This window comes from Rhodopseudomonas telluris, from assembly GCF_042432815.1.
GTDB lineage: Bacteria > Pseudomonadota > Alphaproteobacteria > Rhizobiales > Xanthobacteraceae > Rhodopseudomonas > Rhodopseudomonas telluris.
This window is the reverse complement of sequence record NZ_JBHLWM010000008.1, coordinates 438,700-461,455: the sequence shown is the minus strand read 5'-3', so window position 1 is coordinate 461,455 and position 22,756 is coordinate 438,700. Positions and strand designations below refer to the sequence as shown.

Sequence of the window (22,756 nt, the reverse complement as noted above, 5' to 3'; positions counted from 1 at the left end):
GCTTCAGCTCCGCTGACCCGGAGCTTAGCAGGATCGGACGCAAAGGCGAGCGCGGCGGCGCCGCGCCCGCCCGAAGCGCCGGACTACTTCTTCACTGGCGCGTAGAAGGTGCCGTCGATCTCGGCGATGTCGCCCTGGTCGAGCGCCGGGACCTGCAACACGGTGCGCGGCGGATACGGGCCGTCACCCCAGATGTCCTTCTGCACCTTGTTGACGACCGGCCGATACTTGGCGACGTCGGTGACGAACACGGTGAGCCGCACAGCATCCGCCTTGGTGGCGCCCGCCGCCTCTGCGGCAGCGAGCATGTTGTCGAACATCCGGCGGACCCGCGCCTCGTCGCCATCGACCATCTTGCCGGTGACGCGGTCGGTGCCGCGCATGCCGCCGATGAACACGAAGTCGCCGGCGCGCGCGCCGATGCTCCAGGTGCCGCTCGGCGTGATGGTCTTGTCGGTCGGAGCGATGATCTGCACGGCGCTGGCGGTCTGGGCCGAAGCAGCCACGGGCATCGCGGTTGCGGCCACGGTGGCGACGAGCAGCGCGCGGAGCGGACGGTTCATGCGGTTCTCTCCTTCTGGTCGGATTGGGATGGCGTGATCTGGCGCCGGCGCCAGAACTCGGCATCGGCGAAACGGGGTTCTGACGCGTACATCGCCTGCTGGGTGGCGAGTTGATGCGTCACGCCCTGCAAGTAATCGCGCTCGTAAGCGGCGGCGGCATCCGCCTGGCCCTTGACCAACCCCAGCGCCGCGGCGGCGGCTTGCAGACCGCTCCACAGCGCGGTCGCCAGACCGTTCGCGCTGACCGGATCGAGCGCGGTCGCGGCATCGCCGGCGCGGACGATGCGGCCTTCGATCAGGCGGCTGACGGTGATCGAGGCGGCCGGCGCAATTGCCGGCGGCGCCGCCGCCGCGAGCGCTTCGAGGCTGAGGCTGGCGAGACGCGGCGCGATCGCGATCGTGCCGGTCGCCAGATTCGCCCAGCGCACCCCATCCTGCGCCACGCCGCTCGGCAGCAGATCGGTGTCGGTGAACAGGCAGAGCATCATCCGCCTGCCGGGCAATGGTGACATGTACCACCAGCCGAGATCGACCGCTTCGACCAGCGTCGCCGCTGCGGTTTCCGCATCGTCCGGCAGGTCGAGGACTCGCCATGCGGCGATCAGCCGATCGAGCCGGCGCCGCGCAGCCGCGGCGCCCGAGGACAACGCCGCGCGGCCCGTGCAGTCGATCACCGCCGCGGCCGAGATCACCGCGCGGTCGGCCATCGTCAGTTCGACGCCGTCCGGCCGATGCTCTATCGAGGTGACGCTGCTGCGGATCCGTTCGACATCGCTGGTCAGCAACGCGGTTCGCATCAGCCGTTCGAACTGGGCACGATCGAGATGATAGCCGAGGCCTTCGTGATCGGGCGCCTTGCGCAGCGTGGCATCGCCCCAGACCGAGAAGCGGCCTTCGCCCGGCAGCGCGCTGTCGGCGTCGAGCAGATGCCCCCACTGCAGCGCTTCGAGCATCGTGAGCGCCTTCGGTGACAGTGTCTCGCCGCGGTTCGGCACGGCCGGATCGGGAGCGATCAGGATCGGTCGATGTCCCACCAGTACGAGACGCCGGGCGGCGGATAGTCCCGCCACCCCGGCGCCGATCACGGCTATCCGCGGCATCCGTGCGGCTAACGCGACGGATTCGGCTCGACGATATCCATCGAGCCGCGCTGCACCTCGACGAACACCTGATCGGGCACGCCCGGCAGTCCCTTGGGTCCGGGACGCTTCACCACCACGCCCATACGGGTCCACAATTCGATCATGCGGCGCAGGCCATCGGTGTAGCCGGCTTCGACATGAAGGCCGATGCCGGCCGCGCCGCGCGCCCACGGCACCCGCGTGTGATAGAAACGCAGCCGCTCCTCGTCGCTGAGGTCGGTGCGCATCATCTGCTTGTAGAAGCCCTCGGGCAGCACATCGACCGGCAGCAGAGCGGGCCACCACACCGGCGTCGGGAAGCCCGAACCGGTCAGCACCGACTGGCAGCTGAAGGCGTCGCCCTGCCACGGCACGCCCATCCAGCGCGTCAGGTCGCCCGGCGCCTGCGGACCGATCGGCGCGCCCTGCTCCGGCTTGGCCGGATTGCCGGCGAACACATTGTCCGGGTTGAGCTGCAGGCCGAGATCCTGGTTGAGCGTCTTGCGGCTCGACAGCGCGATGCGGAACGGCAGCTTGGTGTCTTTCGGTCCGCGATACAGCGCCTTGTGACGGATCGGCCAGGTGATCTCGACGCCGGGATGGAAGGCGCCGCCCGAGCAGGCGTCGAGCGCGGCGCGCGTCATCGCTTCCGGACGTAGTTCGACTGGCAGGTCGTCGAGCGTCTTCACCGCATCGGCCGCCGCATTGGTGTAGTCCGCCTCGAACTTGCCGTCGGCCCACAGCTGCAGCACGCGATATTGCGTGTGCGTCAGCGCCAGCCAGGAATGCGGACTATCCGGATAGTTGACGCCGTCGCCGAGCATGATCGGCACCGCATAGGCGCGGGTGTCTTCGCCGCCCGGCCGGCGGAAGATGTCGAACACTTTCTTGCGCGCCGCCTTGGTGTCGGCGGTCGGCTTCGCCAGCGTCTCGATGATGGCCGGATCGGACAGGTCGCCGACGTCGTGCCACGCTGCGCCGAGGAACGACGCGGCCGCGACCCATTGCATGGTGCCGGCGCGGCGCAGGATCGGCAGCACGTCGCGGCGGAACGACACCTTGTCGGCCGGCGCCTGCATCTGGCCGAGGTCGATCATCGCCTCGCGCGCCGCATCATACAGCGTCACGATCGGCTCGAGCTGCGGCGCGAATTTCGGTCCGCAGCACACCACCCAGGCCGGCTCGGCCTCGACGGTCTGGCCGTCGATGCTGATGCTGGCCTTGACCCAGCCGTCGGCCCAGTCGTCGTGCCAGCCGTCATTGTTGGTGAAGTCGCGCACCGGATTCTGTGGCAACGCCGAGCGCGACACGCCGTCGGCGGCGAACACCAACAGGCGCCCCTTGTCGTCGGTGCGCAGATGGCCGAGCGAGACGTCGAGGGTCTGCCAGAACCGGCCCTTGAGTTTGTACTTGTCGTCGCCGCCCGCGCCGTTCACCGACGCGCCGGCGATCGTCACCGCGCCGGCATCGATGCACAGCATCTGTTCACGCTTGTCGAGCGGGATGAAGGCATTGCGCTGCGGGTTCGGCACGCCCGGCGCGCTGGCGCCGCGGTCGAGCGCGTTGACGAAGCCGTACCAGGTCGCCTTGGTGTTGGCGGCGTGCACGGTCCACGTCGCCTGGCTGGCATCGATCTCGCGCACCACCCGGCCCTGATCGTCGTAACCGAACAGGCGGAAGCGCTGGACCTGCTTCTTGATGCGTCCGCGGGAATCCTTGAAGCCGCCTTCCGGCTCGTCGAGCAGACCCGGCACCTCCGGAGCGAGGAACCAGTCCTCGGCATTGCCGACGCGGGAGAAGCCGATCGCCGGAAAGATCGCGACCTTCGCGATCTTGGCGCCCTGCGGCGCGGCCTGCTGGGCGTGAAGCGAGGAAATCGCTGCCTTGGCGAGGAGCGGTCCTCCGAGCCCGAGCGCGGCGGCCCCGAGCAGAAAGTCACGGCGTTTCATGCGATCTCCCCTGCGAATGCTTCGCAAGAGTTATTCGCGTCCGCCTCTTAATGCCAACTTAATGGAATATGCGACTGTTGAGCGCCAAGGTCGTATTTTGAGCGTCGCTATCCGTGGCGCGGAATTGGCGACCCGGAGTCCTTCGAAGCTCCGCGCGGCGTCAGCCGTCGATCGTCGCCGGCTTCAGTTCCACCGACTCGCCGCAGCCGCAGGCCGAGATCTGGTTCGGGTTGTTGAACACGAACTGCGCCTGCATCCGGTCGGCCTTGTAGTCCATCTCGGTGCCGAGCAGGAACAGCACGGCCTTCGGGTCGATCAGGATCTTGACGCCCTTGTCCTCGATGACCTCGTCGGTTGAGGCGACGTCGTGGGCGTATTCGACGGTGTAGGACTGGCCGGCGCAGCCGCCGTTCTTGATGCCGACGCGCAGGCCGACGATCGCGCTGTCGGCCCGAGCCATCAGGTCCTTGACGCGGTTCGCTGCGGCGTCGGTCAGGCGCATGACCTGCGGCCGGGGCCGGCGCGCCGGCTGGGTCGGTGTCGTTGCTGGTGTCGTCTGCGTCATCGTTTCCATCCTCGTGGCGGTTCAAGGCCGCCCGGTGGCTGATTATCTAAGACCCTCACCCCGTCATTGCGAGCGCAGCGAAGCAATCCACTTCAGTGCACTTCGCATGGATTGCTTCGTCACGGAGCCTGTACTCGGACGGCACGAAGCGCCGATCCGGGTGCTTCTCGCAATGACGGCGAGGCCGTCGCACGTGACTTCACCACATATTCAGCACGAGCCGCGCTTCGTCGCTCATCCGCTCCGGCGTCCACGGCGGCTCCCAGACGATGTTGACGTTGACCACGCCGACGCCCGGCACCGAGGCCACGGCGTTCTCCACCATGGTCGGCAGCTCCGCCGCGGCCGGGCAGTTCGGCGTCGTCAGCGTCATGTCGAGGTCGACGGTGCGGTCGTCCTTGATTTCGACCTTGTAGATCAGGCCCAGCTCGTAGATGTCGGCCGGAATTTCCGGGTCGAACACGGTCTTGAGCGCGCCCACGATTTCGGTGCCGAGCCGCTCGGTCTCCTCGGGCGGCAGCGCCGAGACGGTCTGCATATTGGCTTTGGCCTCGATCGTATCGGTCATGCGAACAGATCCCGCGCCTTGATCAGCGCCTGTGCGAGTTGGTCGACTTCTTCACGCGTATTATACATGCCGAACGACGCCCGGCACGTCGCCGTGACCTGGAACCGCTCCAGCAGCGGCATCACGCAGTGAGTTCCCGCTCGGACCGCGACGCCCTGGCGGTCGATCACAGTCGCGACGTCGTGCGGGTGCGCGCCCTTCATTTCGAAGGAAATCACCGGTCCTTTGCCCTTGGCGGTGCCGATGATGCGCAGCGCATTGATCTCGCGCAGCCGCTCCTCCGCATAGGTCAAAAGATCGTGTTCGTGCGCGGCGATGCGCTCCTTGCCGATCGAATTGACGTAGTCGATCGCGGCGCCGAGCCCGACCGCCTCGACGATCGCCGGGGTGCCGGCCTCGAAGCGGTGCGGCGGGTCGCCATAGGTCACCCAGTCCTGCGCCACTTCGCGAATCATCTCGCCGCCGCCGTTGTAGGGCCGCATCTTCGACAGCACGTCGTACTTGCCGTACAGCACGCCGATGCCGGTCGGACCGTACAGTTTGTGGCCGGTCATGATGTAGAAGTCGCAGTCGAGATCCTGGACGTCGATGGTGAGATGCACGGCGCCCTGGCTACCGTCGATCAGCACCGGGATGCCGCGGTCGTGCGCGATCTTCACAACTTCCTTGACCGGCACGATGGTGCCGAGCGCGTTCGACATCTGGGTGATCGCCACCAGCTTGGTCTTCGGCGACAGCAGCTTCTCGAACTCGTCGATCAGGAAGTTGCCTTCGTCGTCGACCGGCGCCCACTTCAGCACGGCGCCCTGGCGCTCGCGCAGGAAGTGCCACGGCACAATGTTGGAATGGTGCTCCATGATCGAGAGCACGATCTCGTCGCCCTCGCCGATATTCGGCGCGCCAAAAGAGGACGCAACGAGGTTGATCGCCTCGGTGGCGTTGCGGGTGAAGATGATCTCTTCGGGCTTGCGCGCGTTGAGGAAGCCCTGGACGCGGCTGCGGCCGCCTTCATAAGCCTCGGTCGCCGCGTTGGCGAGATAATGCAGGCCGCGATGCACGTTGGCGTATTCGCTCTCATACGCCTTGGTCATCCGCTCCAGCACGGCGCGCGGCTTCTGCGCCGACGCGGCGTTGTCGAGATAGACGAGGTCCTTGCCGTACACCTTCAGCGCCAGCGCCGGGAAGTCCTCGCGAACCTTGGCGACGTCGTAGGAGCCGTTTGATACCGCGGGATGTGCCATCGTCACTCACTCTGCCTCGTCCTGAGGAGCGCGCTTTGCGCGCGTCTCGAAGGACGGAGTTCATCCTCTCTTTGTGTCTCATCCTTCGAGACGGCCGCTCCGCGGCCTCCTCAGGATGAGGGTAACTATCCGCGCGCCGCCAGCCAGCGCTCGGCGGCGGCGATCGCCAGCGCGCGCAGATTGTCGTCGGCGATCGCTTCGATCGCCTCCCCGACGAAGGCCTGGATCAGCAGCGCCTCGGCTTCCTTCTCGGGCAGGCCGCGGGCGCGCAGGTAGAACAGCAGCTGATCATCGAGCGCGCCGATCGCGGCGCCGTGGCCGCAAGTGACGTCGTCGGCGAAGATCTCGAGCTCGGGCTTGTTGTCGGCCTCGGCATCGTCCGACAGCAGCAGCGCGCGCGTCATCATCTTGGCGTCGGTCTGCTGCGCCGGCTGACGCACATTGATGCGGCCCTGAAACACCGAATGCCCGCGGTCGTCCACCACCGCGCGAAAACCTTCGCGGCTGACGCAATGCGGCACGTCGTGGTTCATCACCAGCGTGGTGTCGGCATGCTGCGTGCCGTTGAGCAGATTGACGCCGTTGGTTTCGACCCGCGCGTGCTCGCCCGCGATCGTCACGGTCGACGAATAGCGGCTGACCAGCGAACCGGTGTTGATACCGACCACGCCGTAATGCGCCTGCGTGCCGACGCGGACTTCGGCGGCGGCGATGTTGAAGGAGTCGCGCGCGTCTTCGATCAGGCGGACATGATCGAGCCGCGCACCGTCGCCGATGCTGATCACCGCGGCGTCGTGCACCTGATAGGTGCCGGCGCCCTCGCCTGCGACATAGCTCTCGACCAGCGTCGCGGCGGAATTCTTGCCGAGTTGGACCAGCGACCGGGTGAAGCTCGCGGCCTTCGCGCTGCTCGCCGCGACGTGCACGACATGCAGCGGCCGCGACAGCTTGATGCCGTCGGCAACGTCGATCACGACGCCATCGGTCATCAGCGCGGTGTTGAGCGCGACCATCGGATCGGCGGTGCCGAGCGACAGCAGCCGCTCGTCGCCGGCCGCGAGCGCATCACGCAAGCTGCGGATCGACAGGCCCTGCTCCAGCGCCGACAGGTCGGAAAGGTCTGCGACCAGCGCGCCGTCAACCAGCACCAGCCGGCGGACGCCGTCGATCGCGTGCAGCTTCACGGCCGCGGCGGCGCGGGCGAGCGCGGCGGCGTCCGGCGCCGGCGCGATCGGCAGCACCTCGCGCATCAGCGCGCGCAGGTCGGTGTACTTCCAGTCCTCGATCCGCCGGTGCGGCAAGCCGATGAGCTGGAACTGATCGAAGGCACGGCGCCGGGCGTCGGCGACCTTGCCGGAGCCGGTCTGGGCCGCCAGCACGCTCGCGAAATTCGCGCCCGCGACGTCTGCCTTTTCGGTCTTCGCCAATGCGATGTTCATGGGTCCGATCCTCGGCGTCAGGCCGCCGCTTCCTGATACTGGGCGTAGCCGTTGGCTTCGAGTTCGAGCGCCAGCTCCTTGCCGCCGCTCTTCACCACCTTGCCGCGCGACATCACGTGCACATGGTCGGGCACGATGTAGTCGAGCAGGCGCTGATAGTGGGTGATCACCACCATGGCGCGGTCCGGCGTGCGCAGCGCGTTGACGCCTTCCGAGGCGACGCGCAGCGCGTCGATGTCGAGGCCGGAATCCATTTCGTCGAGGATGCACAGGCTCGGCTGGAACAGCGCCATCTGCAGCACTTCGTTGCGCTTCTTCTCACCGCCGGAGAAGCCGACATTGACGCCGCGCTTCAGCATTTCCTGCGGAATGCCGAGCGAGGATGCGACCTCGCGGACGCGCTTGAGGAAATCCGGGGTCGAGAACTCTTCCTCGCCGCGCGCCTTGCGCTGCGCGTTCAGCGCGGTGCGCAGGAACGTCATGGTGGCGACGCCCGGGATCTCGACCGGATACTGGAAGGCCAGGAACACGCCCTTGGCGGCGCGCTCGTCCGGCGCCATCTCCAGGAGGTCCTCGCCCTTGAACAGGATCTGGCCGCCGGTGACTTCGTAGCCCGGCTTGCCGGCGATCACGTGGCTGAGCGTCGACTTACCGGAGCCGTTCGGCCCCATGATGGCGTGGACTTCGCCGGCGTTCACGCTGAGCGTGAGCCCATGCAGAATTTCGCGATCCGCGACGCTGACCTTGAGATCGTTGACTTCGAGTAGTGCGGGCATTGTCAGCTTCCTGTTTGGCCTTCGTCCTGGGGAGCGCGCCTCACGCGCATCGCAAAGAACGAGTTGATGTGATGTTATCGTTGCCATGACGAGACGGCCGCAACGCGGCCATCCCGGGATCCGGGCGTCAGCCGACCGAGCCTTCGAGGCTGATCGAGATCAGCTTCTGGGCCTCAACGGCGAATTCCATCGGCAATTGCTGCAGCACGTCCTTGACGAAGCCGTTGACGACGAGGCCGACGGCCTCCTCCTGCGACAGGCCGCGCTGGATGCAATAGAACAGCACGTCTTCGGAGATCTTCGACGTCGTGGCTTCGTGCTCAAACAGCGCCGAGGCGTTCTTGGCCTCGATATACGGCACGGTGTGCGCGCCGCACTGGTCGCCGATCAGCAGCGAGTCGCAGGCGGTGAAGTTGCGCGCGCCCTTGGCCTTGCGATGGGCGGTGACCAGACCGCGATAGGTGTTCTGCGAACGGCCGGCCGCGATGCCCTTGGAGATGATCCGGCTCGTCGTGTTGTTGCCGAGATGGATCATCTTGGTGCCGCTATCGACCTGCTGATAGCCGTTCGAGATCGCGATCGAATAGAACTCGCCGCGCGAGTTGTCGCCGCGCAGAATGCAGCTCGGATATTTCCAGGTGATCGCCGAACCGGTCTCGACCTGGGTCCAGGAAATCTTGGAATTATGGCCGCGGCAGTCGCCACGCTTGGTGACGAAGTTGTAGATGCCGCCCTTGCCTTCCGAGTTGCCCGGGTACCAGTTCTGAACCGTCGAGTACTTGATCTCGGCGTCGTCGAGCGTGACCAGCTCGACCACCGCGGCGTGCAGCTGGTTCTCGTCGCGCTGAGGCGCCGTGCAGCCTTCGAGATAGCTGACGTAGGAGCCCTTGTCGGCGATGATCAGCGTGCGCTCGAATTGGCCGGTGTTGCGCTCGTTGATGCGGAAATAGGTCGACAGCTCCATCGGACAGCGCACGCCCGGCGGCACGTAGACGAACGAGCCGTCGGAGAACACCGCGGAGTTCAGCGTGGCGTAGAAGTTGTCCGAGGTCGGCACCACGGTGCCGAGATATTTCTTCACCAGCTCCGGATGCTCTTTGATCGCTTCCGAGATCGGCATGAAGATCACGCCGGCCTTCTTCAGCTCGGCCTGGAACGTGGTCGCCACCGAGACCGAATCGAACACCGCATCGACCGCGATCTTGCGGCTCGGCGTGTCCGGTCCGCCCGGCGCCGGCTCGACGCCTTCCAGCAGCGCGACTTCGCGCAGCGGAATGCCGAGCTTCTCGTAGGTCTTGAGAATCTCAGGATCGATCTCGTCGAGCGAGCCGACGGTCTTCTTCGGCTTCGGCGCCGAATAGTAATACAGATCCTGGAAATCGATCTTCGGGTAGTTCACTCGCGCCCAGGTCGGCTCGGTCATCGTCAGCCAGCGACGATAGGCCTCGAGCCGCCACTGCAGCATCCAGTCCGGTTCGTTCTTCTTTGCTGAGATGAAGCGGACGATGTCTTCCGACAGCCCCTTCGGAGCCTTGTCGGATTCGATCAGCGTCTCGAATCCATAACGATATTGATCGACGTCGATCTGGCGAACCCGATCGACGGTCTCTTGGACGGCAGCCATTTAAACCTCCGCTCGCGGTTTCAAGGACCGCGGTGGATCTGCTGGAACATGCTTACACGATCCGACGCGGGATGAAACCCTCTTAGAACCGTTCAAGCACTGTTTCATGATCCCTTTTAGTTAGGTTGCCAGCGAGCTTTTTCCAAGCTTTTAGGCACGCCTCGATGTCGGATTCACTACTCGACCAACCCAAACTGATCCGTATCGCCGACTTTGCAAGTTCCGGACCGAACCCCATCGCCTGCAGCACGTGCGAGGGTTGCACCTTGCCGGACGAGCACGCCGAGCCGGACGACACCGCCACGCCGGCGAGGTCGAAGCCGATCACCGCGGTCTCCGCCCGCAGTCCTGGGACCGCGAACAGCGTCGTGTTCGGCAGCCGTGCCACGGATTCGCAGACGATCACACTGTCTTCGGTTTGCCTCAGGTTTGCCTCAAGCCGATTCCGCAGTTTTTCGACCCGCGCCATGTCATCGACAAGCGTTGGCATCGTGGCCGCAACGGCCGCTCCGAACCCGACAATTCCCGCGACATTCTCGGTCCCGGCCCGCCGTCCCAGCTCCTGACCGCCGCCGCGCAGCAGCGGGTCGAGGCCCTGAATGTCGGCCCCCAGCACCAGCGCCCCCACGCCCTTGGGGCCACCCAGCTTGTGCGCAGACAGCGACATAAGATCGGAGCCCAAGCCTTTGATTCGGAACGGAACCTTGCCGAGCGCCTGAACCGCGTCGACATGTAGGACGCCGCCGGCCGCATGAACGATTTCGGACGCCTGCTCAATGGGTTGCAGCGCACCAGTCTCGTTGTTGGCGAGCATCAGGGAGACCATCGCCGGCGGTCCGTCGGCGAGAAGCCGGCGCAGGTGATCGAGATCGAGAACGCCTTCACGCGTCACTTCAACGACTTCGATCTGCGCGGGAGCGAACCGCCCGCCGCTCAGCACGGCAGCATGCTCGATCGCCGAAACGACAAGTCTCTCAACCGGTTGCGGTCCGATCCGGAGTCCCGGCGTCAGCGCCAGCGTGATCGCCTCGGTCCCGCCTGAGGTAAACACCACGTCCCGCGCCGCCGCCCCGACCGCGTCCGCGACCGCCGCGCGCGCCTGCTCGACCAAGCCCCGCGCCGCCCGTCCTTCGGCATGGATCGAGGACGGATTCCCGGCGAGCTCCAATGCCGCCGCCATCGCGGCGCGCGCTTCCGCCCGCAGCGGCGTGGTCGCATTCCAATCGAGATAGACTCGCTCGTTGGTCACGCGGCCCGCCTTTGTTCCATTTCCCACATCGGGTGTCGCAATACCCGCATCCGAAATCCTGTTCGTGTTCAATATGCTTGCATTTGGCCCTGCGCCCTATGCTAGAACGCAACTCCCCGTTCATACGGCCAATTGCCAGACCCGCGCGACGGGCTCCGGCGGCCGTCGCCGTTCAGACCGGCGCGCGCTCGACGCGCCAGGCCGAATGCCAAGATGTCTACCAAGGATCGCTGATGCCTGAAGTCATTTTCACCGGTCCGGCGGGCCGCCTCGAAGGCCGCTATCACCCCGCCAAGCAGAAGAATGCCCCGATCGCGATGGTGCTGCATCCGCACCCGCAGTTCCGCGGCAACATGAACCACCCGATCGTCTATCAGGTGTATTATGCCTTCGTGGCCCGTGGTTTCTCGGTGCTGCGCTTCAATTTTCGCGGCGTCGGCCGCAGCCAGGGTTCGTTCGACCACGGCACCGGCGAATTGTCCGATGCCGCCTCGGCGCTCGACTGGGCCCAGACCATCAATCCCGAAGCCCGTGCCTGCTGGGTCGCCGGCTTCTCATTCGGAGCCTGGATCGGCATGCAGCTGCTGATGCGCCGGCCCGAGGTCGAAGGCTTCATCTCGATCGCCCCGGAGCCGAACCGCTACGATTTCTCGTTCCTGGCGCCCTGCCCGTCGTCCGGCCTGATCGTCCATGGCGACAAGGACATCGTGGCCCCGGCCAAGGACGTCAACACCCTGGTCGAAAAGCTGAAAACCCAAAAGGGCATCGTCATCGACCAGCAGACCATCCCCGGCGCCAACCACTTCTTCGAAGACAAGATGGAGCCGCTGATGGAGACGGTGACGTCCTATCTCGACATGCGGCTCGCGAACGTCCGGTAAAGCCCGCTCCGTCATTGCGAGCGGAGCGAAGCAATCTAGCAGCCCAATGCACCGGGCTGGATTGCTTCGTCGCTACGCTCCTCGCAATGACGGCTTACATCAAGGACGCGCCAACAGCCCGCCGGTCATCGGAAATGCGACGCCGGTGGTCGCCGGATAGCTCAGCGGCAGGCCTTTCAGGCCGCGGGCGGCGAGGAAACCGAAGGCCTGCGCCTCCATCGCATCCGCCGACCAGCCGAGCGCGTCGGCGCTCTCGACGCTCGCAGGCGCCAGCCGCTCCCGCAGCATCCGCATCATCGTCAAATTGCGAGCACCGCCGCCGGTGATGACGACGCTGTGCGGTTGCTTGGGCAGCAACGGCAGGATCGCCGCGATCGCCCCGGCCGTGAACGCCGTCAGGGTCGCAGCGCCATCGGCGGGCGACCAGTCGCCTAGTCCCAGCGCTGCGAAATCGTTGCGGTCGAGCGACTTCGGCGCCGGCCTGGCGAAGAACGGATGCTGCAGCGCCTGCGCCAGCCAGGCCTCGTCGACCTGCCCCTGCGCCGCCAGCTTGCCCTCGCCGTCGAACGCCTTGCCGATGGTGCGGAACACGAAATCGTCCAGCAGCGCATTGCCCGGACCAGTGTCGCAGGCGATCAGCGTGTCGCTGCCATCGATAAAGGTGACGTTGGACACCCCGCCGATATTCACCACCAGCACCGGCCCCTCGCGCCCGAGCGACTGGGCCAGCGCGCGGTGATAGACCGGAACGAACGGTGCCCCCTGTCCCCCGGCAGCCACATCGGCCGCGCGGAAATCGTACACCACCGGGAGGCGGATCGCCTTCGCCAGCGCCTGCGCGTCACCGATCTGAACCGTCAGCTTCGACGCCGGCCGGTGCAGCACGGTCTGACCGTGAAAGCCGACCAGATCGACAGAATCATTGGCGATGCCGTGCTGGGCCACGAATGCCGCTACCGCTTCGGCATGGGCGATCGTCACCGAGCGCTCGGCCTCGGCGAGAATCCCCGGCCGCGCGTCGCGGCGATCGAGTTGGGCCGCCTCCGCCAGCGCCTGGCGCAACACCCCGCGCTCGGCCTCGGTGTAGGGCCGATAACCCGATGGTCCGAGCGCGGAGACCCGCCGCCCGTCGGTCTTGATCAAGGCGACGTCGACCCCGTCGAGCGAGGTCCCGCTCATCAGTCCGATCGCGGTCAGCATCATGGTGTCGCGCCTTTCCGAACGCTGCGGAAGGTCCAACTTGTGTCGAACACCCAGTTCTTATAATGCCACACGGTAACCCGCCTGAAAGACCTTCCTGCACCACGTTCGGCGCGATCTGCGCCGAACGTGAAGGATCAGTGATCAGAGATCGATACATATGGCCGCCTTTAAGTCAGATTTTATGAATGTGCTCCAGCAGCGGGGCTTCGTTCATCAGATTTCCGACCCGGATTCGCTCGACGCGCTCGCCGCGAAGCGCGAGGTGGTGGCCTATGTGGGTTACGACTGCACCGCGGCGTCACTGCATGTCGGCCACCTGCTGTCGATCATGATGCTGCACTGGCTGCAGGCGACCGGCAACAAGCCGATCGCGCTGATGGGCGGCGGCACCACCCGCGTCGGCGATCCGTCCGGCCGCGACGAAACCCGCAAGATCCTGACCTACGAGCAGATCGACGCCAACAAGGAGTCGATCAAGGGCACGTTCTCCAAGTTCATCCAGTTCGGCGACGGCGCCAGCGACGCCGTGATGGCCGACAACGCCGAGTGGCTCACCAAGCTGAACTACATCGAGATGCTGCGCGACGTCGGTCGCCACTTCTCGATCAATCGCATGCTGACGATGGATTCGGTAAAGCTGCGGCTCGATCGCGAGCAGGAGCTGTCGTTCATCGAATTCAACTACATGATCCTGCAATCCTACGACTTCGTCGAGCTGGCGCGTCGCTACAAGTGCAACCTGCAGATGGGCGGCTCCGACCAGTGGGGCAACATCGTCAACGGCGTCGATCTCGGCCGCCGCATGGGCACGCACCAGCTCCATGCGCTGACCTGCCCGCTGCTGACCACCGCCTCCGGCGCCAAGATGGGCAAGACCGCCGCGGGCGCCGTCTGGCTCAACGGCGACATGCTGTCGCCCTATGATTACTGGCAGTACTGGCGCAACACCGAGGATGCCGACGTCGGCCGCTTCCTCAAGCTGTTCACGCTGCTGCCGATGGACGAGATCGAGCGGCTGTCGAAGCTGCAGGGCGCCGAGATCAACGACGCCAAGAAGGTGCTCGCGACGGAAGCGACCGCGCTGATGCACGGCCGCGAGACGGCCGAGAAAGCCGAAGCGACCGCCCGGACGACGTTCGAACAGGGCGGCACTGCGCAGGATCTGCCGAGCGTGGAGATCGCCCGCACCGAACTCGAAGCCGGCATCGGCGTGCTGGCGGCCTTCGCCGAAAAGGCCGGTCTCGTCGCGTCGAATGGCGAGGCGCGGCGGCAGATCAAGGCCGGCGGCCTCAAGGTCAACGACGTCGCGGTCACCGACGAGAAGATGGCGCTGACGGCCGCGAATCTCACCGCCGACGGCGTGATCAAGCTGTCGATGGGCAAGAAGAAGCACGTGCTGCTGAAGCCTGCATAGGCCCATTCGCTGCGGGCGCTGTTCTTTTCCGGCGGAAGCGCGCTCCATGGCGCAAACGCTTCCCGGGAAGGATCGCTCTTGGACCTTACGCCGCCCTCGCGCGCGTCGCAGCGCACCGGCCTCGCCGTGCTCGGCGTCTGCTTCGTGCTATCGTTGCTCGGCCGCGGGCTCGGCGAGAGCTTCACCGTCTTCCTTCTGCCGATCTCGCAATCCTTCGGCTGGGACCGCGCCGAGGTGGTGTCGATCTATTCGCTGACGGCACTGTGCTCGGGCCTCGCCTCGCCCTTCGTCGGGCGGCTGTTCGACCGCTCGGGCCCTCGCCTCGTCTACATGCTCGGCCTGCTGCTACTCGGCGGCGCCTTCCTCGGCGCAGCCATCGCGCAACAACTCTGGCACCTGCAAATCACCGTCGGCCTTTGCGTCGGGCTCGGCATCGCGCTGACCGGCAACGTGCCGAATTCGATTCTGCTCGGCCGCTGGTTCGGCCCGCGCCTGCCGACTGCGATGGCCGTCGTGTATTCCGCGACCGGCGCCGGCGTCCTGGTGATGCTGCCGATCGCGCAGGTGCTGATCGACCGCTCCGGCTGGCGCGGCGCCTACGAGCTGCTCGGCGCCGCGATGCTGCTGTTGATCGCGCCGCTCCTGATGCTGCCGTGGCGGCGCTATTCAGCCGGTGCTGCCGGCATGTCGCGCGCAGCGACGCTGGAAGCGCCGGACGACGGCTGGACGCTGCGCGCGGCAATCCGCCATCACGCCTTCTGGGCGCTGTTCGCCACCTTCTTCTTCACCGCGATCGGCATGTACGCGATCTCGGCGCAGGTGGTGGCCTATCTGGTCGATGCCGGCTTCCCGCCGCTGCAGGCTGCGACCGCCTGGGGCTTTTCCGGCGTCGTGCTGGTGATCGGCATGCTGAGCGTGAGCTGGCTCGACGGCGTGATCGGACGGCGGCCATCGATCCTGTTCAGCTATGCGATCTCGATCGCCGGCATCGTGCTGCTGTGGCTTTTGCAATGGTACCCGAACTACGTCGTGCTCTCCGGCTTCGTGCTGTGCTTCGGCAGCATGATCGGCTCGCGCGGGCCGCTGATCACGGCGACTGCCATGAAGGTGTTTCACGGCAAGCAGGTCGGCCTGATCTATGGCACCATCGCAATCGGCAGCGGGCTTGGCTCGGCGTTCGGGTCGTGGTGCGGCGGCCTGATCCACGATCTCAGCGCCAGCTACAACCCTGTGATCGCATTCGCGCTGGTCGCGGTGCTGCTCGGCATGATCCCGTTCCTGGTTGTGCCGGCGCTGCGGGAGCGCTAGGCGAATTTTGCGAACCACTCGCAACTAATCGCACCACCTGCGGCATCGCGTCGCCGGACACGCCGATCAGCAAATTGTGTTCCCGGAATTTGCGCTCGATCAGATGCCGGATCGACAGGCTTGCGCATGATGGCATCGCGCGCAGCTCGCGCCGTAGGGCTTTTGCGCACAACAGCTACGCCTCGGGAGACATCATGACCACGACCACCCTCGATTCCGCCGATAAACGGCCCAGCGAATACGGCGCTCTCGCCGTGCTGCTACATTGGGCGATCTTCTTCGCCGTGATCGCGCTGTTCGTTCTCGTGAAATATGCCGGCAGCCTCGACAAGGCCGACCCGCTGCGGGTGACAATCATGGACTGGCACAAGGCGCTGGGCGTGGTTGTGCTCGGTGTCGCAGCGTTGCGCATCTTGTGGATCCGCGTGCGCGGCGCACCGGAGCTGGTGCCGTCGCCACGCATCACGGAGGTGATCGCGCGCATCAGCCATGGCCTGCTGTACTTGCTGCTGCTCGCCGTACCGGCGTCCGGGCTCGCCATGGTACTCGCCGCCGGCCGCGGCGTCACCCTGCTCGGCATCCCGCCGCTGTTCGAAGCCAACAAGCAGGCCGCCGGCTTTCTGCACGAAGCGCACGAGACGATCTTCGTGGTGACGCTGGCCGTGGTCGGCATCCACATCGCCGGCGCGCTGTGGCACCAGTACTTCCGCCACGACGCCACGCTCGGCCGCATGGTCCCCTGGCTGCGCGGCAAGTAATCGTTCCGCACACATCTTTGCACGGCGGCGAAGCAATTCAGAGGCTCGGGCCTCGAAGAATGGATTGCTTCGCCTCGCAGGATTAGCCTCACGCCGGAATGTCGGCAGCAGTGAGCCGCCCGTCAGGCGAAGGTCGGGAAACGCCCGTCGGCGAACAGCGGCTGCGCCAGACGAGACCAGTTGAACGCGAACTGGAAGGTGTCGAGATCGCTGAAGGTCTGTCCGATGACCTGCATGCCTGCCGGCATGCGGTCCTCGACGATGCCGAGCGGGACATCCACGATCGGATAGCGGTTGAGCAGATTCCACGGCCACGTCAGCGCATAAGCCAGCCCGCTGCCTTCCAACAGGGGCACATTGCTGTCCTTGCTCTTGAACATGTCGGCGCCGACGAGGGACGTCGCCATGGTCGGCATCAGCAGGATGCGATAGCCCTTGCCATAGACTCGCTGCTGAACCTGGAGGTGCCAGCGCGCCAGCAACGCCTCGGTTGCGTCGGCCTCTCGTGGTCCGGCGGCTGCGCCGGCGACCTGATCGAGAATGTCGGTCATATAGGGTGAGAGCTGATCACGACCGCCGTTAGCGATGCCGACGAGCACGCCGATGGACGTCGCCATCAGGCCATGGGCGTAGGTGTTGAAGTCCTTCTTGGAGAACCCGCAGTCCACTTCGTCGACAACGCAGCCGGCGGCGCGGAGCGCCTCGATGCCTCTCAGCATCGCGTCTTTCATCGCCGGCGTGACCTCGGCGATGTCGGCGCCCCAGTCCACGGCGATGCGCCACCCCGACAGGTCCGCGTATCGGGCGGGATAGTCGAGGCGCGGCCGGATTGCGGCCATGCATTTCTCGGAGGGACCGACGATGGCGTTCTGGAGATGGACCAGGTCGTCGAAGCGACGGGCCATCGGACCGTTGGTCGCCATCGGAACTTCGCCGCTTGCGACCCGCCCGAATGTCGGCCGGAAGCCATAGATGCCGTTTTGCGAGGCGGGCAAGCGGATCGAGCCGCCCATGTCCGACCCCGTGGCGAGCGTCGCGAAGCCTGCAGCAAGCGCCGCTCCCGATCCCGCCGACGACCCGCCCGGGGAATATGCCAGATTCCAAGGCGTACGGGTCGTGCCAAAGGCGCGGGTGGATGCGCCGACGAACAGATAGAACTCCGGCACGGTCGTCTGGAACGGCATGACGGCACCAGCGGCCTCTAGCATGTCGACGATAGCGACGTTTTCGGTGGCCGGCGGCGCATCCTTGAACAGCAGCGAGCCCTGCGTCGTCTTCCAGCCTGCCCGGCTCGCATCGTCCTTGAGGGCGACCGTAATCCCTTCCAGCGGCCTTGCCTCGCCGCGCCGGTAGCGCGCCTCGGATTCCTGGGCTTCCTTCATCGCCTGGTCAAAATGCGTGTAGGTGATGCAATTGACCTTCGGATTGAGCGCTTCGATGCGCTTGATCTGCGCCTTCAGAAGATCGACCGGCGAGGCCTTGCCGGCCTGAAACATCGCCTTGAGTTCATCGACCGATGCATAGCAGAGCGGGGCGGTGGATGCGGCTTCCGCGGCTGGACTATCCGATGCCGCCGCTGCGAGACCCGACTTCAGCACGAACGGCGCAGCCATCAGCGCGGCGATGACACTCCGCTTGTCCATCTCCATGGCGTTGTTCGCGGTCTCGAACCTTGTCTTGGTCTTGTCCATGTCGACCTCTCTTGCACGAGCTGTTGCGCGCCGACAAAGGCGTGACCAACAACGGCTCCTCTCGTACGCCCTCGCCTCAGGACGGAATCGCACTGTAGATCGCCCGCCGCGCCAGGCCGGAGGCGAACTTGGCTGCGATCGCCGCGTGATAGGCAAAACCCCATTGGGAAGCAGCCAACGGGCGTTGGATGAGATACCTTGGATGAGATACCAGGCACGTCAGACGCAGCAGGCTCTGCATGGTGCACGGGACGACTCCCGAATGGGCTGACTACGCAGATGTCTGACGATCAACTCGACATGATCCGTGAGGAAGTCGACCGCCCATCATCCAATTACTTGCACACGCTACTTGCGAAGATACAGCTCTTCGTTGATTCGTAGGCACCGTCCAATCCTGGGGATTTGACGGGTGAAGTGGGCGCGGAGGTGCAAGTCGGGCCAGGCTACTTTTCAATATGGCCTATTGTTTCTTCGGAATGTGTTTCCGCCTCCGTCCCCTCCGCGCGCTCCCTACCCTTGCTCAGGGCGGTCATCGTCAGAGGACGGCGGACGCCGCCTACGGCTTGAGCCCAGCGCCTAGTTCGGCGGCGTCGGGAAGTCGACGTTGTTGTTCTGTCGGCCCGTATTGAATTCGAAGATCTTGCGTAGCACACCCGGCGCCATCGCCGAAATCGGATTAACCCGCAGCATCGGCTGGCCCGGCGTGCCGACCACCTCGTAGGTCACCCCGATCAGCCCCTCGTTGCTGCCGCCGCCGAGAAACAGGCCGACGATCGGGATCTGTCCGAACATATTGTTCAGCCCATACATCGGCACGAAAGTGCCGCTCATCCGCACCTGGTTGGCGGGGTAGTCGATCGAGCCCTCGATCGTCGCGCCGATCGTCGGCCCCTTGACCACGCCGTCGCGGACGGTGAGCTGGCCGTTCTGCCGGGTGAATTCGGCGCGCAGCCGCGAGAACGCCAGACCGCCCGAGGTGCCACCCGGCGCACCTGCGGCAGCGCGCTCAAGCGCAGCTTCGCCTTTCACCGTGAAGTCGCGGACGTTGATCAGACCTTCCTTCTCGCGAGGCTCTGCGGTCGGCGGCTCCAGCGCCAGCGCCAGCTGGCCGCCATACATCTTCGAATAGGTGTCGGAGAAGCGAAAGAATGCGCCGGCGTCGTTGGTCTCGAGATAGACGACTTCACGCCCCTTGTTCTTGCCGCGCAGGTCCGCGGTGATCGGCGTGTCGCGGCCGAGCTTGCCGCTGAAGGTGAACGTCCGGAACGCGCCGTTGCGGCGGACCAGTTTGACGTCGACGCTGCGCATCGCCTCGCCGGAATAGCCGGCAACGGCGCCGAGCTTGAGATCGAGGTCGAAGTCGAGGCTCTTGGTCTTGCTCTTCGGCTCGGGCTGCGTACCGGACAGCGCGGATTTGATGAAGCCGCGACCGTCGAACACGTCGCCGCGCACCACTACCTTCAACACGCCGTCCGTCCCGCGGTCGGCCTTCATCGTAGCCTTGTCGCCTTCCGACGGCGAGTACACCGGGAAGTTCGCGTTGATGATGTCGCCATCCTCGTCGACCTCGAGCGAGCCCTTGATCAGCGTGCCGCTGCCTTCGATCTGAATGTCCTCGAACCGCGTCGACTGCGGCTTCTTGACGACGTTGAAGGTGGCACGGGCCGGCTTGCCCGACAGCTTGGTCCATCCGGGCAATACGTTGTCGAACTTCATCTGGGTGAGATCGATGTCGAGGCCGAGCTTGGTGTCCTGCTCGTTGTCGCCCATCTTGCCGGACAGCTTCACCGGCATGGCACCGGAGACGGCCGGCCCGAGATCGAAGCCGAGCTTGGCGCGGCTGGCGTCGTCGAGGGTCGCCTGCAGCTTGACGTCGGCGTCGCCATCCGCCGGCTTGCGGTAGTCGAGCGTCGCCTGCTGGCCGTTGATCTTCACGTCGCCCTTGACCTGATAGCCCTGGTTGGAGGCGATCAGCTTCAGCGTATTCGCTTCGAGCTTCTGCCCCATCACCATCTTGTCGGCGGCGAAGCCGTTGAGATCGGCATTGATCGTGTAGCTGGTGTCGGCCTTGGTGAGCTCGCGCTGGATCGGCATCCCGAGCGTCACTTGAGCGCTGACCGATCCCTTGGTCGTGCCCGGATCAATCGGCACGTTGGCCACGTCGCTCAGGCGCCCCGACGACAGCAGCTCGGCAATCGCCGGGACCGGTGCGTCGAGCTTGAACTTGATCCGCGACGGCGACGGCTTGGGCGCCATGTCCGGCACTTCGAACAGAATGTCCGACAATGCCACGCGGCGACCGCTCGGCGTATCGGCATTGGCCTGCGCGATCGCGACCGATGCGGTGCGACCCGTCACACGAACTCTCATGTCGGCATCGCGCACCGAGGGCAGACCGTCGACCGGATGGATCGTGGCACCGGTACCGATGATGTTGACCAGCAGTCCCTCGTCCGGGATCGGTGGGCCGCGCCGAGACAGGTTCTTCACCGGCGAATTGACGGCGATGTCGATGCTCTGCACCGCCCCCTTCTCGATCCGCTCGTTCACCCATTCGCGAACTTCCGGCACGATCAGGACCGGCCAAATCCGCTTCAATGCCGAGACCGACATCGGCGTGCCGGCAAAACCGAGCTTGAGCCGAGGCTCGCCCGAATAGTCGACGCTCCCCGAGCCGGCGACGCTGATCTCGCCGTTACTGAAGTCGGCCTGGCTCAGCACGATCTGGCGGCCTTCGGTATCGAAGCGAACACGCACCGCGATGCGGTTGAAGATCAGCGGCGTCTCGCCCTCGACACCAGGCAGCACGATGGTGCCGCCGGATAGGCCGAGGCGCCAATCGGTGGCGCTGCCATTCGGCGGCTCGAGCGAAGCCAGCAGCGTGATCCGGTTGGCGCCAGCGATGATCTTGAACGGCGCCATCAGCACCCGACGATTGGCATCCCACTCGAAATTGAATTCGGCCTGGTCGATCGCCATCGGGTAGTCCGGCGTATCGTAATCGGTCACGGTGCCGGCGCCGGCCATCAGCTTGCCGCGGAAATAGGTCGGCAAACCATCACGGCCGATCTCGCCCCGCAGATCGCCGGTCAACGGAAAATCAGCCCCGTAGGTGAGGTTCTTCAGACGCAGCGCCAACAGGATATTGCGAGTCGGCACCTGGTTAGCGTGCAGTTCGACCGAGCGGACGCCGTCCTGCGGCGGGCCGACCTGCACCCGCAGCGACCAGGCTTTCTTGCCCTCCTCGCCGAGGCTGAGAGCGACGCCACCCCGGCTCGGTCGGCGCAAGCTCAGGCTGATGTTCTCGAAGTTCCAGCGATTGCCGCGCTGCTGATCGTCGACAACGAGGTTGCCGTTCTTGAGGCCGATCTCGTCGAGGTTCTGCCCATCGAGCCCCGTCAGGCTGAGGCTGTCGAGCCAGTCGAGTCCCGCGAGCAGACTCTTCATCGCATCGCCGCTATCGGCCGGAGCGGCCTTGCCCGCTTGCCCGGTCGGCGGCGAGCCGCCGGGGGCCGTTGTCGGCGGCTGTATCGGTAGCGTGAACTCCGGCGACCGGCGTGTTGAGGCAACGCCAGTGGCAATCGGCCGTGCCGTATCGCCGGTCGATACCGTCACCTGACCGTCCGGCGTGATCCGGATCGCCAGTTCGGCATCGACGAGCCGAAGGCTTTCGGCCCGCAACCGGCCCATCAGCAACGCCCAGCCGGACAGCCGGACTTCGGCCTTGGGCGCAGTGGCGACGATCACATGATCGCGGTCGCGTACGACGATATCGCGAATCCGGACGGCGACCCTTATCCGGCCGGCACGCTCGATCTGAGTGCCTCCGACCTCGACGGTGTTGCCATGGCCGATATTCTCTTCAATGGCGTCGGCGAGCCAGGGCGTCGCCAGATCGAGATTGATCGGCCCGGCGCCGAGCCGCAGCCACAACCCGCCGAAGCCGGCTGCCAGGACGAAGCCGACCACCAGCAGCGCGACGACCGTCCGCTTGATCCAAGGCGCGCCGGCCAGCCGGTGCCCCCACCGGCGCATCGAGTCATCGACGCGGTGCAATCCGAGATTGGGGCGGGACAGAAGCTTGCGGGCGCGGTTGCGGCACGCCTCCTCGTGTTCGTGATCCCACTCGCCATCCTGCCAGCGATGGTGGTCATCGTCGTCACGCCGGGAATGCGGCCCGGAAGCGTCGGGCGATGGGTAGCTGGCCATAGCCTCTCGATGCACGCGCTCGGTCGCAGCCTGATCGCCGAGGGAGGTTTGCGCGCCGACGCGCAGGATACGCTCCTGTGGCGGCATCTCTGCCTATCCCCGGTTGAACTCATGAATCGCCGCCGGGCCCGGAAGGCCTACGCAACAATCGTGTGGCCGGGACGACGAATCCCTGCAACCATATCCTGAGGCTG

17 protein-coding genes are annotated in these 22,756 nt (G+C 65.6%); 4 read left to right on the top strand and 13 right to left on the bottom strand.

The window, feature by feature from the left end; all coding sequences use genetic code 11:
* Positions 1 to 83: 83 nt before the first annotated feature.
* The 10 genes from ACFFJ6_RS19625 to ACFFJ6_RS19580 all read right to left on the bottom strand — a co-directional run bounded on the left by ACFFJ6_RS19625 (position 84) and on the right by ACFFJ6_RS19580 (position 11,095).
* Positions 84 to 563 carry a RidA family protein gene (locus tag ACFFJ6_RS19625; RefSeq protein WP_378390949.1) on the bottom strand — a complete coding sequence of 160 codons (480 nt, stop codon included), beginning with the start codon at positions 561 to 563 and terminating at the stop codon, positions 84 to 86.
* Positions 560 to 1,648 carry an NAD(P)/FAD-dependent oxidoreductase gene (locus ACFFJ6_RS19620; RefSeq protein WP_378390947.1) on the bottom strand — a complete coding sequence of 363 codons (1,089 nt, stop codon included), beginning with the start codon at positions 1,646 to 1,648 and terminating at the stop codon, positions 560 to 562. Before ACFFJ6_RS19620 ends, ACFFJ6_RS19625 begins: the two co-directional genes overlap by 4 nt.
* Positions 1,649 to 1,671: 23 nt before the next feature.
* Positions 1,672 to 3,633 (bottom strand): CTQ-dependent glycine oxidase GoxA, encoded by a 1,962-nt coding sequence (gene goxA, locus ACFFJ6_RS19615; protein WP_378390945.1) that lies wholly within the window; start codon positions 3,631 to 3,633, stop codon positions 1,672 to 1,674.
* A 160-nt stretch (positions 3,634 to 3,793) separates the two neighbouring features.
* Positions 3,794 to 4,198 carry a HesB/IscA family protein gene (locus tag ACFFJ6_RS19610; protein WP_378390943.1) on the bottom strand — a complete coding sequence of 135 codons (405 nt, stop codon included), beginning with the start codon at positions 4,196 to 4,198 and terminating at the stop codon, positions 3,794 to 3,796.
* Positions 4,199 to 4,397: 199 nt separating this feature from the next.
* Positions 4,398 to 4,766 (bottom strand): SUF system Fe-S cluster assembly protein, encoded by a 369-nt coding sequence (locus ACFFJ6_RS19605; RefSeq protein ID WP_054163221.1) that lies wholly within the window; start codon positions 4,764 to 4,766, stop codon positions 4,398 to 4,400.
* Positions 4,763 to 6,007, bottom strand: coding sequence for a cysteine desulfurase (locus tag ACFFJ6_RS19600; protein ID WP_378390940.1), 1,245 nt, complete (start codon positions 6,005 to 6,007; stop codon positions 4,763 to 4,765). Before ACFFJ6_RS19600 ends, ACFFJ6_RS19605 begins: the two co-directional genes overlap by 4 nt.
* A 125-nt stretch (positions 6,008 to 6,132) precedes the next feature.
* Positions 6,133 to 7,446, bottom strand: coding sequence for a Fe-S cluster assembly protein SufD (sufD, locus tag ACFFJ6_RS19595; RefSeq protein ID WP_378390938.1), 1,314 nt, complete (start codon positions 7,444 to 7,446; stop codon positions 6,133 to 6,135).
* 17 nt (positions 7,447 to 7,463) lie between these two features.
* Entirely contained in the window at positions 7,464 to 8,222 is a 759-nt protein-coding gene (gene sufC, locus ACFFJ6_RS19590) for a Fe-S cluster assembly ATPase SufC (RefSeq protein ID WP_378390936.1), read from the bottom strand.
* A gap of 127 nt (positions 8,223 to 8,349) precedes the next feature.
* Entirely contained in the window at positions 8,350 to 9,846 is a 1,497-nt protein-coding gene (sufB, locus tag ACFFJ6_RS19585) for a Fe-S cluster assembly protein SufB (protein ID WP_378390934.1), read from the bottom strand.
* An 82-nt stretch (positions 9,847 to 9,928) separates the two neighbouring features.
* Complete coding sequence (locus tag ACFFJ6_RS19580) at positions 9,929 to 11,095, bottom strand: cysteine desulfurase family protein (protein ID WP_378390932.1); 1,167 nt, start codon at positions 11,093 to 11,095, stop codon at positions 9,929 to 9,931.
* A gap of 233 nt (positions 11,096 to 11,328) precedes the next feature.
* Here ACFFJ6_RS19580 and ACFFJ6_RS19575 point away from each other — a divergent pair, with 233 nt between their 5' ends.
* Positions 11,329 to 11,976: an alpha/beta hydrolase gene (locus ACFFJ6_RS19575; protein WP_378390930.1), complete on the top strand. Its 648-nt coding sequence runs from the start codon at positions 11,329 to 11,331 to the stop codon at positions 11,974 to 11,976.
* 99 nt (positions 11,977 to 12,075) lie between these two features.
* Here ACFFJ6_RS19575 and ACFFJ6_RS19570 read toward each other — a convergent pair whose 3' ends face one another.
* Positions 12,076 to 13,179, bottom strand: coding sequence for an anhydro-N-acetylmuramic acid kinase (locus tag ACFFJ6_RS19570; RefSeq protein WP_378390928.1), 1,104 nt, complete (start codon positions 13,177 to 13,179; stop codon positions 12,076 to 12,078).
* Between the two features lie 157 nt (positions 13,180 to 13,336).
* On the opposite strand from ACFFJ6_RS19570, the gene tyrS reads away from it, so the two are divergent.
* The 3 genes from tyrS (at position 13,337) to ACFFJ6_RS19555 (ending at position 16,659) form a co-directional block, all read left to right on the top strand.
* A complete protein-coding gene (gene tyrS, locus ACFFJ6_RS19565) occupies positions 13,337 to 14,593 on the top strand; it encodes a tyrosine--tRNA ligase (RefSeq protein WP_378390926.1) in 1,257 nt (418 codons plus the stop codon).
* Positions 14,594 to 14,671: 78 nt separating this feature from the next.
* A complete protein-coding gene (locus tag ACFFJ6_RS19560; RefSeq protein WP_378390924.1) occupies positions 14,672 to 15,901 on the top strand; it encodes an MFS transporter in 1,230 nt (409 codons plus the stop codon).
* Between the two features lie 194 nt (positions 15,902 to 16,095).
* Positions 16,096 to 16,659, top strand: coding sequence for a cytochrome b (locus tag ACFFJ6_RS19555; RefSeq protein ID WP_378390922.1), 564 nt, complete (start codon positions 16,096 to 16,098; stop codon positions 16,657 to 16,659).
* Positions 16,660 to 16,781: 122 nt separating this feature from the next.
* Here ACFFJ6_RS19555 and ACFFJ6_RS19550 read toward each other — a convergent pair whose 3' ends face one another.
* Positions 16,782 to 18,443, bottom strand: coding sequence for an amidase (locus tag ACFFJ6_RS19550; protein WP_378390920.1), 1,662 nt, complete (start codon positions 18,441 to 18,443; stop codon positions 16,782 to 16,784).
* 486 nt (positions 18,444 to 18,929) lie between these two features.
* Positions 18,930 to 22,649, bottom strand: a complete 3,720-nt coding sequence (locus ACFFJ6_RS19545) for a YhdP family protein (RefSeq protein WP_378390918.1) — start codon at positions 22,647 to 22,649, stop codon at positions 18,930 to 18,932.
* Positions 22,650 to 22,756 lie beyond the last annotated feature (107 nt).

Bases quoted from the DNA above. Each gene is read 5' to 3' on its own strand.
- ACFFJ6_RS19625 (WP_378390949.1), bottom strand. From the start codon at position 563: ATGAACCGTCCGCTCCGCGCGCTGCTCGTCGCCACCGTGGCCGCAACC.
- goxA (WP_378390945.1), bottom strand. From the start codon at position 3,633: ATGAAACGCCGTGACTTTCTGCTCGGGGCCGCCGCGCTCGGGCTCGGA.
- ACFFJ6_RS19610 (WP_378390943.1), bottom strand. From the start codon at position 4,198: ATGACGCAGACGACACCAGCAACGACACCGACCCAGCCGGCGCGCCGG.
- ACFFJ6_RS19605 (WP_054163221.1), bottom strand. From the start codon at position 4,766: ATGACCGATACGATCGAGGCCAAAGCCAATATGCAGACCGTCTCGGCG.
- ACFFJ6_RS19600 (WP_378390940.1), bottom strand. From the start codon at position 6,007: ATGGCACATCCCGCGGTATCAAACGGCTCCTACGACGTCGCCAAGGTT.
- sufD (WP_378390938.1), bottom strand. From the start codon at position 7,446: ATGAACATCGCATTGGCGAAGACCGAAAAGGCAGACGTCGCGGGCGCG.
- sufC (WP_378390936.1), bottom strand. From the start codon at position 8,222: ATGCCCGCACTACTCGAAGTCAACGATCTCAAGGTCAGCGTCGCGGAT.
- sufB (WP_378390934.1), bottom strand. From the start codon at position 9,846: ATGGCTGCCGTCCAAGAGACCGTCGATCGGGTTCGCCAGATCGACGTC.
- ACFFJ6_RS19575 (WP_378390930.1), top strand. From the start codon at position 11,329: ATGCCTGAAGTCATTTTCACCGGTCCGGCGGGCCGCCTCGAAGGCCGC.
- ACFFJ6_RS19570 (WP_378390928.1), bottom strand. From the start codon at position 13,179: ATGATGCTGACCGCGATCGGACTGATGAGCGGGACCTCGCTCGACGGG.
- tyrS (WP_378390926.1), top strand. From the start codon at position 13,337: ATGGCCGCCTTTAAGTCAGATTTTATGAATGTGCTCCAGCAGCGGGGC.
- ACFFJ6_RS19555 (WP_378390922.1), top strand. From the start codon at position 16,096: ATGACCACGACCACCCTCGATTCCGCCGATAAACGGCCCAGCGAATAC.
- ACFFJ6_RS19545 (WP_378390918.1), bottom strand. From the start codon at position 22,649: ATGCCGCCACAGGAGCGTATCCTGCGCGTCGGCGCGCAAACCTCCCTC.